The 13,540-nt window shown below is 72.8% G+C and carries 12 protein-coding genes; 5 read left to right on the top strand and 7 right to left on the bottom strand.

Annotated features, from left to right (window positions below; genetic code table 11):
• Window positions 1–87 precede the first annotated feature (87 nt).
• Genes EHS43_RS22210 through EHS43_RS22200 form a run of 3 tightly spaced genes read right to left on the bottom strand, consistent with a single transcriptional unit; the run spans window position 88 to window position 3,579 of the window.
• Window positions 88–720, bottom strand: a complete 633-nt coding sequence (locus EHS43_RS22210; RefSeq protein ID WP_125192522.1) for a TetR/AcrR family transcriptional regulator — start codon at window positions 718–720, stop codon at window positions 88–90.
• Between the two features lie 47 nt (window positions 721–767).
• Entirely contained in the window at window positions 768–2,852 is a 2,085-nt protein-coding gene (locus EHS43_RS22205) for a YhgE/Pip domain-containing protein (protein ID WP_125192521.1), read from the bottom strand.
• The gene (locus tag EHS43_RS22200; protein WP_125192520.1) at window positions 2,824–3,579 is read right to left on the bottom strand and encodes an ATP-binding cassette domain-containing protein; all 756 of its coding nucleotides are present in this window, start codon (window positions 3,577–3,579) and stop codon (window positions 2,824–2,826) included. Before EHS43_RS22200 ends, EHS43_RS22205 begins: the two co-directional genes overlap by 29 nt.
• A gap of 180 nt (window positions 3,580–3,759) precedes the next feature.
• On the opposite strand from EHS43_RS22200, the gene EHS43_RS22195 reads away from it, so the two are divergent.
• The 3 genes from EHS43_RS22195 (at window position 3,760) to EHS43_RS22185 (ending at window position 5,928) form a co-directional block, all read left to right on the top strand.
• A complete protein-coding gene (locus tag EHS43_RS22195; RefSeq protein ID WP_125192519.1) occupies window positions 3,760–4,329 on the top strand; it encodes an SAV_6107 family HEPN domain-containing protein in 570 nt (189 codons plus the stop codon).
• Between the two features lie 155 nt (window positions 4,330–4,484).
• The gene (locus EHS43_RS22190; protein ID WP_125192518.1) at window positions 4,485–5,255 is read left to right on the top strand and encodes a methyltransferase; all 771 of its coding nucleotides are present in this window, start codon (window positions 4,485–4,487) and stop codon (window positions 5,253–5,255) included.
• A gap of 277 nt (window positions 5,256–5,532) precedes the next feature.
• Window positions 5,533–5,928 (top strand): DUF3040 domain-containing protein, encoded by a 396-nt coding sequence (locus tag EHS43_RS22185; protein WP_031059418.1) that lies wholly within the window; start codon window positions 5,533–5,535, stop codon window positions 5,926–5,928.
• 94 nt (window positions 5,929–6,022) lie between these two features.
• Here the strand turns inward: EHS43_RS22185 and EHS43_RS22180 are convergent, their stop codons facing one another.
• The 4 genes from EHS43_RS22180 to EHS43_RS22165 all read right to left on the bottom strand — a co-directional run bounded on the left by EHS43_RS22180 (window position 6,023) and on the right by EHS43_RS22165 (window position 11,617).
• On the bottom strand, window positions 6,023–8,431 hold the full coding sequence (locus EHS43_RS22180; RefSeq protein ID WP_125192517.1) for a DUF3488 and transglutaminase-like domain-containing protein: 2,409 nt from the start codon (window positions 8,429–8,431) through the stop codon (window positions 6,023–6,025).
• Window positions 8,431–9,798: a DUF58 domain-containing protein gene (locus EHS43_RS22175; RefSeq protein ID WP_185806358.1), complete on the bottom strand. Its 1,368-nt coding sequence runs from the start codon at window positions 9,796–9,798 to the stop codon at window positions 8,431–8,433. The genes EHS43_RS22180 and EHS43_RS22175 overlap by 1 nt, the downstream gene beginning before the upstream one ends.
• Window positions 9,798–10,835, bottom strand: a complete 1,038-nt coding sequence (locus EHS43_RS22170) for a MoxR family ATPase (RefSeq protein ID WP_125192515.1) — start codon at window positions 10,833–10,835, stop codon at window positions 9,798–9,800. The genes EHS43_RS22175 and EHS43_RS22170 overlap by 1 nt, the downstream gene beginning before the upstream one ends.
• Before the next feature lie 239 nt (window positions 10,836–11,074).
• Window positions 11,075–11,617 (bottom strand): carbonic anhydrase, encoded by a 543-nt coding sequence (locus EHS43_RS22165; RefSeq protein ID WP_260470644.1) that lies wholly within the window; start codon window positions 11,615–11,617, stop codon window positions 11,075–11,077.
• Window positions 11,618–12,033: 416 nt separating this feature from the next.
• Between EHS43_RS22165 and rsmH the strand changes: the two genes are divergently transcribed.
• Together rsmH and EHS43_RS22155 are read left to right on the top strand one after the other, a co-directional pair.
• Window positions 12,034–12,990, top strand: coding sequence for a 16S rRNA (cytosine(1402)-N(4))-methyltransferase RsmH (gene rsmH, locus EHS43_RS22160; protein WP_125192513.1), 957 nt, complete (start codon window positions 12,034–12,036; stop codon window positions 12,988–12,990).
• Window positions 12,991–13,048: 58 nt separating this feature from the next.
• The coding region (locus EHS43_RS22155; RefSeq protein WP_125192512.1) for a hypothetical protein at window positions 13,049–13,540 on the top strand (492 nt) is incomplete at its 3' end.

Here is a 13,540-nt window from a genome sequence, read left to right as displayed (position 1 = left end):
GGGGTACGGGGGAGAAGGCGCCGGTTCGAGGTGGCCCGCGGGGGACGCGGCCACACCGGACCGGCGCCTTCGCACGGCGGCCCGGTGTCAGCCCCGGTGCCCGCTCACCCGCCCCTGCAACAGCCGTGACAGCGCCGCGTGCACGTCGTCCAGGGAGCGCTCGGGCTGGAAGGACTGCCAGTCCAGGGCGGCCACCAGGACCATGCCGACCAGGGCGGAGGCGGTCAGCGGGACATCGATCTCGTCGCTGAACTCGCCGTTGTCCACGCCCTCCCGCAGCACGTCCTCCACGACCGCCACGGCCTGCTGACGGACCACCATGAGCGTGGACTGCCAGGCCCTGTTGGTGCGCCACAGCTCGGCCACGTACAGCTGGGTGAAGGCCGGGTAGCGGTCGATGAAGACCAGGCCCGCGCGGATCATCGCGTCCAGGGCGTCCACCTTGCCGCCGCCCGCGCGGGCCGTCGCCTCCGCCGCCTCCCGCAGTGAGGCGGTGAGCAGGCCCACGCCGTGCCGCAGCAGCTCCTCGAAGAGGACGGACTTGCTCGCGAAGTTGTAGTAGACCGTGCCCTTCGCGACTCCGGCGCGCTCGGCGATCTCGTCGACCGTGGTGGCGGAGAAGCCCTGCTCGGCGATGAGCGTGACGGCCGCCTCGTAGAGCTTCTGCCGGGTGGCCTCGCGGCGGGTGCTGACGCCCGCCGTGGCGCTGCTGCTTTCCATGGTCCTGATTCTCACAGGCGAAGGGGCCCCCGAGGTGGCGGAAGGGCTCACAGGGTCAGCTCCGGGTGCAGCCGGTCCAGCGTCCACACCTGCCGGCGGCGGGCCGCCACAGCGGTCAGGGCGAGCGCGCCCGCGGTGAACGCGAGGAGCACCACGCACGCGTGCCACACCGGAGTGAGACCGCCGCCCGTGATGAGCCTCCTGAGGGCCTCCACGACGTAGCTCATCGGCAGGAAGGGGTGGATCGCGTTGAAGAAGCCCGGACTGGTCTGGACGGGGTAGGTGCCGCCCGCGGACGTCAGCTGGAGCATCAGCAGGGCGAGGACCAGGATCCGGCCCGCCGCTCCGAAGCGGGCGTTCAGCCACTGCACGATCGCCGCGAAGCAGGCCGTCACCAGGAACAGGAAGCCCACCGTGCCGGCCGCCCGGGTCATCTGGAGGCCGATCGCCCAGTGCAGCACCGACATCAGGGACACGACCTGGAGCACGCCGATCGCCGCCACGGGCAGCCATCCCGCCAGCGCGATCCGCCAGGCCGCGGCACCGGCGGCGAGGGCGCGCCGGTTCATCGGGGTGATCAGCATGTACGCCACCATCGCGCCCACCCACAGGGACAGCGGGATGAAGTACGGGGCGAATCCGGTGCCGTAGTTGGGGGCCTTGTGCAGGTCCCTGGAGACCAGCTGGACCGGGTCGGACATCACGTCGGTGCGCCGGTCGCGGTCCTTCTTGTCGTAGTCGGGGATCCGCGAGGCACCGTCGTGCAGTCCGTCGGAGAGCTTCCCGGAGCCGTCGGCGAGCTTGTACATGCCCCCGCTCAGGGTGTCGGCGCCGGTCTTCAGCCTGCCGACGCCCTCGTCCAGGTCCTGGGCGCCTGCGCTCGCCGTGCCGAGACCCGAGTGGAGCGTCCTGGCGCCGTCGGCGACCCGGGCGGCCCCCCGGTTCAGCTCGTTGATCTTCGCCACGGCGTCGTCGAGGTCCTCGGAGAGGCGGGGCGCCCGGTCGGCGAGGGTCCTGGCCTGCTGCTGGAGGGTGGCGAGTCGGCCGTCGAGCTTCTTCAGGTCGCCGTTCTGGTCGGCGACGAGCGTGTTGACGTCGTCGGCGACCCTCGCCACGTCGGTGGCCGCCTGCGCGGCCTTCTTCAGGTCGGCGCAGGCCGGATCCGGCAGCACCGGCTCCGTGCAGCGCGCCCGGTGGACGGCGTTCAGGGTGTCGGCGGCCCTGTGCGCTCCCCGGACGGCCGCCGGGGCGGTCCTCACCAGGGTGCCGAGGTTGTGGCGGACGGCCCCGGCGGAGTCGGCGACGAGCCGCGCGGTGTCGCCGATGGACTTCTCGTTCTCGTCGAGGAAGGGACCCAGCCTGTCCGCTACCCCGTTGACCTTGTCGGCGAGGCTCTGGGTGCCGGCGGCGACCTGCCGCGCGCCGTCCGCGAGGTCACCCGAGCCGGTGTCGAGCCTGGCCAGCCCGTCGGAGAGCCTGCCGCTGCCCGCCTCGGCCTTCTGGAGGCCCGTGGCGAGGTCCTGGGACCCCTTCTCCGCCTTGCCGATGCCGCCCTCCAGGTCGTCGGCCCCGTTCGCGGCCTTCACCGTGGCGCCGTGGATGTCGGAGAACGAGATGAAGATCCGGTCCAGGAAGGACCGCGACGCCTTGGTGGACGCGGCCTGGCGCACCTCGGCGAAGACGGTCCGGGAGATCTGCCCGACGATGTAGTTGTTGGAGTCGTTCGTACGGACCTGGAGCGCGCCGGTCTCGGGGGAGTCGCCCGCGCTGGAGGCGATCCGCCGGCTGAAGTCGGCCGGCATGGTGAGCGACAGGTAGTAGGTGCCGTCCTCGACGCCCTTGCGCGCCTCGGCGGCGCCGACCTCGTGCCAGTCGAAGGTGTCGCTCTCGCGCAGGCCCTTGGTGAGGTCGTCGCCCGCGGTCAGCCTCTTCCCGTCGGCGGTGGCGCCCTTGTCGTCGTTCACCAGGGCGACCGGGATGCGGTCCAGGCGACCGTACGGGTCCCAGAAGGACCACAGGTACAGGGCGCCGTACAGCAGCGGCAGCACCAGCAGGGCCACCATGGCGGCGCGCGGCAGTTTCCCCCTGCCGAAGCGGCGCAGCTCAAGCGCGGCCAGTCTCGGCGAACGCATCGCTCGTCTCCTCACTGGTCTCGTCCTTGCCGGCTTCGAGCCGCGTGGACACCGTCACCGCGCCCTCGGGGGCCTCGCTGCACACCGCCACGACCGTCGTCCCGGCCGCGGTGAGCGACCTGAGCAGGGCCCAGGCCTCGGCGCGTTCGGCGTCCGACAGCTTCAGGTCCAGGTCGTCGACGGCGAGCAGCCGCGGACGACCGACCAGCGCGAGGGCGACGGACAGCCGCAGGGCCTCCAGGCGCTCCAGATCGCGTACGGCGGTCCGCGCGCCCTTGGGCAGCGACTCCGGGTCCAGCCCGGCGGCCGCCAGCACGGTGTCGATCCGCAGCCTCGCCTCGGCCCTGCGCTCCTCGCGCGGCCGCAGCAGGGCGCGCACCGAGTCGCCGAACCGGTGCTGCAGCAGCGCCCGTTCCCGCAGATGCTCCCCGACGGTCAGGGCCGGGTCGAGGTCGGTCACCCCGGCGACGTTCGCCGGCGCGCTGAACCGGCGTACCGCCGCGAGCTGCTTCGGCAGCCGTGCCCCGCCCACGGTGGCCGTCCCCTCGGTGGCCTTCATCCGCCCGGTCAGCGCCAGCAGCAGGCTCGTACGGCCGGACCCCGAGGCTCCCTCCAGGGCGATCAGCGCGCCGGGCTCCGCGGTGACGTCGATCCCGCGGAACGCCCAGCCGCGCGGCCCCCGCAGCCCGAACCCCTCGGCCGAGACAGCGACTCCGTCCACGGCCACCCCCTGATCTTCTTGAATCGCGAACTTTTTGAACTGACTGGTCAGTGCAAAAAGTAACCCGAACCTTCGATCGAAGCAAAAGCCCAGGTCAGAACGGATTGTCAGTGGCATACCTCACGATGGGCACATACGGCACTCCGTAGCGGGAGATGCCGTCAACCAGACGACAGGAGGTTCGTCATGGCCAGCTACCACGCAGCCGCCGCCCGTCGGCGCCGCGCCACCGGCCCTGCCCCCTCACTGACCGGCCCGGCGAGCGACGTGCACCCCGTGCTGCGCCGGGCGACGGCCCCGCCCGCCGCCCTCGACCTCCTCGCCCAGGCCCGCGCCGGCCTCGACGAGGCCTCGGCCCTGGAGACGCCGAACGAACGCTATGCGACCGCCCATCTGGCCGCCCTGCGCACCGCGGCCGCCGTGCTCGCCGCCCGGGGCCGCCCGGAGCCGACGCCCCGACGCCGCGCCAAGATCCGGAGCGCCTGGGAAGTGCTCCCCGAGATAGCGCCCGAGCTCACCGAGTGGAGCGCGCTGTTCGCCTCCGGAGCCCGGCGCCGGGCCCGCGCCGAGGCGGGCATCCAGGGCGCGGCCAGCCGCCGGGACGCGGACGACCTCATACGCGACGTGGCGATGTTCCTGCGCCTCGTCGAGCGGATGCTGGTGCTCCAGCCGGTCCTGCCGCAGCCACGCCAGGACGCGGAGGGGCCGCAGGAGAGCGGCCACGGCACCGGCCGCGACTTCCCGGACGCCGGGTGACCTGCTCGCCGCGACACGGGCCACCGCGGCCCGCCGGCGTCCGCCGTACGAGACGGGCGGCCGGGCGCGGCACCGGAGTGCCCAGGTGGGGCACCGGAGGCAATAGGGTGGAGGGCGCCTGAAGCCTTCCGTTCCGCGCCGAGGAGTCAACTGTCGTGTCGGACCCGCTGCGACCCCGCGCCGCCCTCCGTACCGCCGTGGTCTGGGAGGTCCTCCAGGACGCCCTCGACCGCCGGGTCAAGGCCACGGGACGCCAGGCGCTGGACGTCCTCGACACCGGCGGCGGCAGCGGCAACTTCGCGGTGCCCGTCGCCCGCCTCGGCCACCAGGTCACCGTCGTCGACCCCAGCCCCAACGCGCTGTTCGCCCTGGAGCGCCGCGCCGCCGAGGCCGGAGTCGCCGACCGGGTGCGCGGCGTCCAGGGAGACGCCCACGGCCTCTTCGACGTGGCCGAGCGCGGCGGCTACGACGCGGTGCTGTGCCACGGCGTCCTGGAGTACGTGGACGACCCCGCCGAAGGCGTGCGCAACGTGGTGGCCGCCCTGCGCCCCGAGGGTGTCCTCAGCCTGCTCGCGGCCGGTCTCGGCGGCGCCGTGCTCGCGCGGGCCCTCGCCGGCCACTTCAAGGAGGCCCGGCAGGCGCTCGGCGACCCCGACGGCCGCTGGGGCGACGGCGACCCGGTGCCGCGCCGCTTCACCGCCGACCAGCTCACCGCGCTCGTCGAGGGTGCGGGCCTCACCGTGAGCGCCGTGCACGGCGTGCGCGTCTTCGCCGACCTCGTCCCCGGCGTCCTCGTGGACACCGAGCCCGGAGCCCTGGAGGCCCTGCTGAAGCTGGAGGAGGCGGCGGCCGAGCTCCCCGCCTTCCACTCCGTGGCCACGCAGCTCCATGTGCTCGGTGAGACGCGAGAGGCGGCCGGGGCCTGAGTCACCCCCTGTGCCTCAGTGCTGATCAGGTACTTGATGGCGCATGGAGTACGCCACAGGCCCCCCGATCGCGCGCTCAGCGCCGTATGATCGAGGGAGACCGCCCGGCATGACGGGACGGCCGCTGGGGAATGACAAGATTCAGCAGCCGGAGCGTTCATGGCGGAATCCGGTTGGCCAATTGGCGCAGAGGGGCGGGTTTCACGGGGGCGATTCCCTGCCTATCCTGAAGGGACCCCCCGAGTCGCCCCGGCGACTGCACGATGAGGAGGACTCCGTGCCGCTCTCGGAGCACGAGCAGCGCATGCTCGAGCAGATGGAGCGAGCGCTGTACGCCGAAGATCCCAAGTTCGCGTCGGCGCTCGAGGGAAGCGGGCTGCGTACGTACACCCGGCGGCGGGTCTACCAGGCGGTCGCCGGCTTCCTCGTGGGTATCGCGCTCCTCATGGCCGGTATGGTCGCCAAGCAGGTGTGGCTCAGTGTGGTGGGGTTCCTCGTCATGCTGGGGTGCGCGGTGCTCGCCGTGACCGGCTGGCGCAAGGCTCCCAAACCGGGCGAGCAGCCCGCCGCGGGTGCCCCGCACGCCCGTCGCCAGGGACGCCAGAAGCGCTCGGTGATGGACCGGATCGAGCAGCGCTGGCAGCGGCGCCGCGATGAGCAGGGCGGACAGTAGCTCTCACAGATGTCGTGAGGGGGTGAGCACCCACCGGGTGCTCACCCCCTCACGTATGTCCGCACGCCGCCACCGCCTGCCGGGGTGGCGCTTTTCAGCCTTCCTGACCGGACGGTTTGCGCAGGGCCGGCCGGACGGCCGCCACCCGTGCCTTGACCCCCGACCACCACTGCGAGACGGCCCACGCCATCCTCGCGGTGGAACGCGGGGCGAGCAGCGCACGCGCCCGCGTGCTCCGCCCTGCCGAGGCACGCAGTCCGGCGATCACCCGGTGCACGTCCTGCGCGAGCCCTGCCGTCGGCCGGGGCCGCGGGGCGTAGAGCACCTGCTCCACGGCGTCCGCCACCCGGTGCACCGAGGCCGCCACCGCCGGGTCGAGCTGCCCGAGCCGTACGATCCGCGCGGCCGCCTTGCGCGGTGTCTGCGAGTCGTCCGGCGGGATCCCGAAGTCCCACGCCGTGTCGGTCAGCTCCTGCCAGGCCGCCAGGGTGTGCGCGGCGGCGTCCGCGTCACTGCGGCCGTGCCCGCCCAGACGGGCCGAACGGGTGCGCAGCCGCAGCAGCATCGGCACCAGGGGGAGCGAGAGCACGAGCAGCCCGCCGAGCACCCAGAACAGCAGCTTCACGAACCACCACTGGCCCTGGACGGCCCACCAGGGACCCCCGCCGCCCCTGGCCGCCGCGGCCGCCGGGGACGCGCTGTCACAGGCCTCCAGCTTCCGCAGCTGGGCCGAGCAGCTCTCGCTCGCCGAGGGCGAGACCGACGGCGCCGTCGACGAGCCCGTGGACGGCCGCGCCACGCCCGGGTCCACGCTGCCGGTGGCGTCCGGGATGGTGTACGAGGGCACCGTGCCCCGGGTCGGAGTGGGCTCGAAGCGGGTCCACCCCACTCCCTCGAAGTACAGCTCGGGCCAGGCGTGGGCGTCCTTGAGCCCCACCGACACCGAGCCGTCCGCCTGCGGGGTGCCGGGCGCGAAGCCCACCGCGACCCGGGCCGGAATGCCGAGCGAGCGGGCCATCGCCGCCATGGCGAAGGAGAAGTGGACGCAGAAGCCCTGCTTGTCCCGCAGGAAGTTGGCGATCGCGTTGGGCCCGTCGCCGACCTCCACCTGGGTGTCGTACTCGAAGCCCCCGTTGACCGCGAAGTAGTCCTGGAGGTCGACCGCCTGCTCGTAGGCGTTCTTCGCGTCCGCGGTGACCTCGCGGGCGGTCCTGGCCACCACCCCGGGCAGCGAGTCGGGCAGGTCGGTGTACTCGCGCTCGATGGCCGACGGGGCCGCCGGAGCCGCGGCGAGCTGTTCGGCCGTCGGCTCCACGTCCAGGCTCTGCACGTCGTACGTCAGCCCGCCCGTGTTCTGGCCGTGGTCGCCGACGAGCGCCATGCCCTCGGGTTCGTAGCGCCAGTTGCCGCGGACCTGGACGCCGCTGGGCGGATAGGGCATCGGCAGATAGCTCTGCTTGTACCAGTTCGCCGCCGAGATGGTCGTCTCGACCTCGGTGCGCTTGATGTCGGAGCCGAGACCGACCGGGGTGGGGAAGTCCTTCGGTAGGGCACCGATGGACCGCTTGGAGGGCTTCCAGGTCCGGCCGTCGAAGTCGTCCAGGGAGACGATCCGCAGGTACAGGTCGGAGGTGTTGTTGCTCTGCGTCCGTACGGACAGGACCTGGCGGTCCTCGTCCACGTTCAGGTTGTCGCGCAGCGAGAGCAGCGGGTTCACCGCGGAGATCGTGCCGCCGCTGCCGTTCCCGACGCCCATGCCCGCCCCGGTGGTGTCCAGGAGGCCGCCGTTCATCGAGGGCAGGGCGGCCGACACCACGAGGGCGATGCCGAGGCTCGCCACGCCGATCCGCCGGCCGGTGCGCACCGGTGCCACGGGCGCGGAGACGGCGCCCGGGGAGCGCGGTGCCCCACCGAAGACGCGGCCCCACTGGGAGAGCCGGTCGCGCCCCTCGGCCAGGAGCAGCAGCAGATAGCCGATCGCCGCTGTCAGGAACCAGAACCAGTCGCCGTGGCCCTCGGACAGGCCCGCGGCCACGGAGTACAGGGCGAGCAGCGGCAGGCCCGCCGGGGCCGCGCTGCGGAAGGTCACCGCGAGGGTGTCCACCACCAGTCCGACGATCAGGACACCGCCGAAGACCATCAGCTTGATGCCCTGGGAGGCCAGCGGCGCTGGGATCGCGTACCGCGCGATGTCGTCGCCGCCCTGCCGGAGCAGGTCCCCGAAGTGCACGAGGGCGTCCGGACCGGGGATCAGCCCCAGGAAGGCGTGGTCACGGGCGAAGATCAGGGTCAGCATGACCAGGGTGACGAACGCCTGGGTCGCCACTGTCAGCGGACGCGCCAGCGGGATCCGCCTGGTCGCGGCGCCCACGACCGTCTGCACGCCGAGCAGGAAGGCGGCCTGCACGATCCAGGTCACCGGCTCGACCAGCGGCAGCAGGGCGCACGCGGCCATCAGCGTGGCCGCCCACGCGCACAGCGCCAGTCGTCCCCGCCCGCTCATCACGACGCCTCCCCGGCGCCGGCCGCACCGACGCCCGTGCGCTCGCGGTCCGCGAGACGCCACAGCTCCTCCACCGAGGCGCCCCGCGGCACGCCCAGTGCCGTCCAGCCCGCCTCGCGCAGCATCCGCAGCCGCTCCTCGCGCTCGTCCACGGGCCCGGGCACGTCGGAGGGTTCCCGCACCCAGCTCTCGCTGTCGAGCACGAACGCGAGCGCGCCGCCGCTGCGCCGCCGCATCTTGGCGGCCACCGCGGCCTGCTCCTCGTCCAGGTCGCCGAAGAAGGCCACCAGCAGGCCCTCGTTCCCGCGGCGCAGCACCTCGTACGCGCGCGACAGGCCGGTGCCGTCGGAGTGGTCGATCACCGCGAGCGTGTCCATCATCAGCCCGGCCGCGTCCGCCGTGCCCTGGCTCGCGCCCGCGAAGCCGTCGGCGCCCTCGCCGGGCACGGAGTTGCCGGTGTCCGTCAGCAGCCGCACGGAAAAGCCGCGTTCGAGCATGTGGACCAGGACGGAGGCGGCACCGGAGACGGCCCACTCGAAGGCCGAGTCGGGGCCGGCGCCGGCGAAGGCGAGGCCCCGGGTGTCCAGGAGCACCGTGCAGCGGGCGCGCTGGGGCTGCTCCTCGCGGCGGACCATCAGCTCGCCGTAGCGGGCGGTGGAGCGCCAGTGGACCCGGCGCAGGTCGTCGCCGTAGCGGTAGCCGCGCGGGATCACGTCGTCCTCGCCGGCCAGGGCGAGCGAACGCTGCCGTCCGTCGCCGTACCCCTTGGCCTCGCCGCTCAGCCGCACCGGCGGCAGTGCCTCCACGCGCGGGATCACGGTCAGGGTGTCGTACGTCGAGAAGGAGCGGGTCAGCTCGCACATGCCGAACGGGTCGGTCAGGCGCAGTTGGAGGGGGCCCAGTGGGTAGCGGCCGCGCAGGTCGGAGCGGACGCGGTAGGAGACCTCGCGGCGGCCGCCCGGCTCGACGCGGTCGAGGACGAAGCGGGGGCGCGGGCCGAGGACGTAGGGGACCCGGTCCTGGAGCATCAGCAGGCCGGTGGGCAGCCGGGAGACGTTGTCCATGCGCAGATGGACGCGGGCCTCGCTGCCGGCGGGCACGCGCGCGGGGGAGAGCCTGCGGCTGCCCGCGACCCGGTAGCGGGTGCGGTAGAGCACGGTCGCGCAGACCAGGGGCAGCACGGCGAGCAGCAGTCCGACGCGCAGCAGGTCGCTCTGGCCGAGGACGTAGGCGCAGACGGCCGCGGCGATGCCGGCCGCGAAGAAGGAGCGGCCGCGGGTGGTCAGACCGGCCAGCGCGGTGCGCACCCCGCCCTTGTCGCCCCGGTCGGCCTCGGGGCCCCCGGCCGAGGGCACCCCGGCGGACATCACAGGCTCCGCGGCGGCTGCTGCGGATACGCGGGCGCGGTGCGGCCGATCCCGCCGAGACCGCCCGGCTGGGGCGCGGCGGGAACCGGGGTGCGCTGGAGGATCTCCTGCACGACCTGCTCCGCGGTGCGCCGGTTCAGCTGGGCCTGGGCGGTGGGCAGCAGACGGTGGGCGAGGACGGCCACGGCGAGCGCCTGCACGTCGTCCGGCAGCGCGAACTCGCGGCCGGAGAGGGCGGCGGAGGCCTTGGCGGCGCGCAGCAGGTGCAGCGTCGCGCGCGGGGAGGCGCCGAGTCTGAGATCGGGGTGGGTGCGGGTGGCGGAGACCAGGTCGACGGCGTACCGCCGGACCGGCTCGGCGACGTGGACGCCCCGGACGGCCTCGATGAGCTTGACGACGTCGTGCGCGTGCGCCACCGGCTGGAGGTCCTCCAGGGGGCTCACCCCGCCGTGGACGTCGAGCATCTGCAGCTCGGCCTCCACGCTCGGGTAGCCCACCGAGACCCGGGCCATGAAGCGGTCGCGCTGGGCCTCGGGCAGCGGGTAGGTGCCCTCCATCTCGACCGGGTTCTGCGTGGCGACCACCATGAAGGGGCTGGGCAGCTCGTAGGTCTGTCCGTCGATGGTGACCTGGCGCTCCTCCATCGACTCCAGGAGGGCGGACTGGGTCTTCGGCGAGGCGCGGTTGATCTCGTCGCCGATCACGATCTGGGCGAAGATCGCGCCCGGCTTGAACTCGAAGTCCCGGCGCTGCTGGTCCCAGATGGACACGCCCGTGATGTCCGAGGGCAGCAGGTCGGGCGTGAACTGGATGCGGCGCACCGAGCAGTCGATGGACCGGGCCAGGGCCTTGGCCAGCATGGTCTTGCCGACGCCGGGGACATCCTCGATCAGAAGATGTCCCTCGGCGAGCAGCACGGTCAGCGAAAGCCGTACGACCTCGGGCTTCCCCTCGATCACGCCCTCCACCGAACTGCGTACCCGCTCGACAACGGCGGTCAGATCAGTGAGGCTCGCTCGATCGTCATAGGTGGTCACCCGGCCCTCCTCGGCCCGAAACTTTCCGGGCCGACGCTCTGTGATGCGTAACCGGCCCACCCCGAATCACGGACACCACGCGGGAAAAGCTTCGCGTGACGCCACACCCGCATTCTTGCTGCCGTTACCGATTCGTGTCACTCGACTGTGGACAACTGGCTGCACTATGTCGGGCCTTGCGGTGTTTTGGGCACCCCGAGGGCTGAAAGCAACAGCGAAACGACAGGTGCGGCGGGCCGTTACGCGGCGTCGATCTCGCGCAACAGACCCGTCTTCACGTCGAACACGAACCCGCGGACGTCGTCCGTGTGCAGCAGGAACGGCGAGGTGCGCACCCGCTGCATGGACTGCCGTACGTCCTGGTCGACGTCGCGGAAGGCCTCCACCGCCCACGCGGGACGCTGGCCGACCTCCATCTCCAGCTCGTTGCGGAAGTCCTCGGTGATCGCCTCCAGGCCGCAGCCCGTGTGGTGGATGAGCACGATGCTGCGGGTACCCAGCTTGCGCTGGCTGATGGTGAGCGAGCGGATCACGTCGTCGGTGACCACGCCGCCCGCGTTGCGGATGGTGTGGCAGTCGCCGAGCTCCAGGCCGAGCGCGGCGTGCAGGTCGAGGCGGGCGTCCATGCACGCCACGACGGCGACGTGCAGGACCGGGCGGGCGTCCATACCGGGGTCGGTGAACGCGGCGGCGTATCGCTCGTTGGCGTTGACCAGACGGTCGGTCACACGCCCGTCGGGGGATATGGCGCCTTCGGTGGGAACGGATGCGGAAGTCGTCATAACCATGACGGTACTGGTCACCGCCGTCGCGGTCCTCCCGTGAGAAGGGAAAAAGAGCGTCATCACGCCTTCCGTGTGAGGTACCCCACAAGGGGACCGGGTGCACCCGAACGGGTGTTTTCTGTCCTTTCCGGGCGTCGAGTTCGCGCCGGTGCGCGACGCGCAGGCCGGTTGATTGACCGCGAGACACCGTGGACTAAAGTGACGCGAAGCGGGAGGCGAGGCTTCCCTGCTGACTTTCCCCGGAGGCCCCGGCTCGCGCATGGACGGCCTCCCCACGTGCGCGGCGCGTACGTACGGCTCGGCCTCCTCCCGCTCCCGGCCGGCTGACGCTCTTGGCGCCGGCAGGCCTCCCCTTCATGAGCGGGCGGGGACCCGGCAGTGCGTACGGCCCGTGCCGGACCTGAGAGGGCCCCTTGAGCCAGAGTCGACACGTCCCGGTGATGCTCCAGCGGTGCCTGGACCTGTTGGCCCCCGCCCTCGAACGGCCCGGGTCGGTGGTCGTCGACTGCACCCTCGGGCTCGGCGGCCACAGCGAGGCCCTGCTCCAGCGCTTCCCCGAGGCCCGGCTGGTCGCCCTCGACCGCGACAAGGAGGCCCTGCGCCTGTCCGGCGAGCGCCTCGCCCCCTTCGGTGAGCGCGCCACCCTGGTCCACGCGGTCTACGACGAACTCCCCGACGTCCTCGACCGGCTCGGCATCGCGCGCGTGCAGGGCGTCCTCTTCGACCTCGGCGTCTCCTCCATGCAACTCGACGAGGCCGACCGCGGCTTCGCCTACGCCCAGGACGCCCCGCTCGACATGCGCATGGACCAGACGACCGGCATGAGCGCCGCCGAGGTCCTCAACACCTACCCGCCGGGCGAACTCGTCCGCATCCTGCGGGCCTACGGCGAGGAGAAGCAGGCCAAGCGGATCGTGGCCGCGATCGTGCGCGAGCGGGACAAGGAGCCGTTCACGAACAGCGCGCGGCTCGTCGAGCTGATCCGGGACTCCCTGCCGCAGGCCGCCAAGCGCACCGGCGGCAACCCCGCCAAGCGCACCTTCCAGGCCCTGCGCATCGAGGTCAACGGCGAACTCTCCGTCCTGGAACGGGCGATCCCCGCCGCGGTGCAGGCGCTCGCGGTGGGCGGCCGGATCGTGGTGCTGTCGTACCACTCGCTGGAGGACCGGCTGGTCAAGCAGGTCTTCGCGGCTGGCGCCGCCAACACCGCCCCGCCCGGGCTGCCCGTCGTCCCCGAGCGCTACCAGCCGCGGCTCAAGCTGCTCACGCGCGGTGCCGAACTTCCCACCGAGGAAGAGATCGCCGAGAACCGGCGGGCCGCACCGGCGCGTTGCAGGGGCGCCGAGCGCATCAGGGAGTCCATCGAGTGAAGTGTGAAGTGCGCGAGCCGCGTCAGAGGGTTGGGACACCGGACTCACTGGAGGGCGTGTGAGCAGGAAACCCGAACTGAGGGGGAGGGCGGCCCGTCTCGCACGTCTCCTCCCCGGCACGGCGAGCCCCGGACAGGCGGCCCGCACTCCCTTCGTGCTCCTCGTGGTCCTCCTCCTCGGCGGCGGCCTCATCGGACTGCTGGTGCTGAACTCCGCGCTGAGCGAAGGGTCGTTCAGGCTCACCGACCTCCAGAAGGACACCAAGAGCCTCACCGACGAGCAGCAGGCCCTGCAACGGGACATCGACGCCTACTCCGCGCCCGACGCCCTGGTGCGCCGCGCCCGGGAGCTCGGCATGGTGCCCGGCGGCGACCCGGCCTTCCTCGGCCCCGACGGCACCGTCAAGGGCGTCCCGTCCCCCGCCGCCGACACCGAACCGCTGTCGTACCGGATGCCGCTCGTCCTCGCGCCCGAGGTGATCGACAGCACGGCCGTCCCGGCGTCCACGGCCGGCCCCAGCCCCACCCGGACCGCCGTCCAGGCTCCCGAG

Origin of the sequence: Streptomyces sp. RP5T (assembly GCF_003933965.1) — a bacterium.
Classification (GTDB): domain Bacteria; phylum Actinomycetota; class Actinomycetes; order Streptomycetales; family Streptomycetaceae; genus Streptomyces.
The sequence above is the reverse complement of the archived record's forward strand: the minus strand, read 5'-3'. Positions and strand labels throughout refer to the sequence as shown.

What these genes read in the sequence shown, in the direction of transcription:
- EHS43_RS22175 (WP_185806358.1), bottom strand. Translation starts at nt 9,798, where the DNA reads ATGTCCGCCGGGGTGCCCTCGGCCGGGGGCCCCGAGGCCGACCGGGGC.
- EHS43_RS22165 (WP_260470644.1), bottom strand. Translation starts at nt 11,617, where the DNA reads ATGACGACTTCCGCATCCGTTCCCACCGAAGGCGCCATATCCCCCGAC.
- EHS43_RS22205 (WP_125192521.1), bottom strand. Translation starts at nt 2,852, where the DNA reads ATGCGTTCGCCGAGACTGGCCGCGCTTGAGCTGCGCCGCTTCGGCAGG.
- EHS43_RS22195 (WP_125192519.1), top strand. Translation starts at nt 3,760, where the DNA reads ATGGCCAGCTACCACGCAGCCGCCGCCCGTCGGCGCCGCGCCACCGGC.
- EHS43_RS22180 (WP_125192517.1), bottom strand. Translation starts at nt 8,431, where the DNA reads ATGAGCGGGCGGGGACGACTGGCGCTGTGCGCGTGGGCGGCCACGCTG.
- EHS43_RS22210 (WP_125192522.1), bottom strand. Translation starts at nt 720, where the DNA reads ATGGAAAGCAGCAGCGCCACGGCGGGCGTCAGCACCCGCCGCGAGGCC.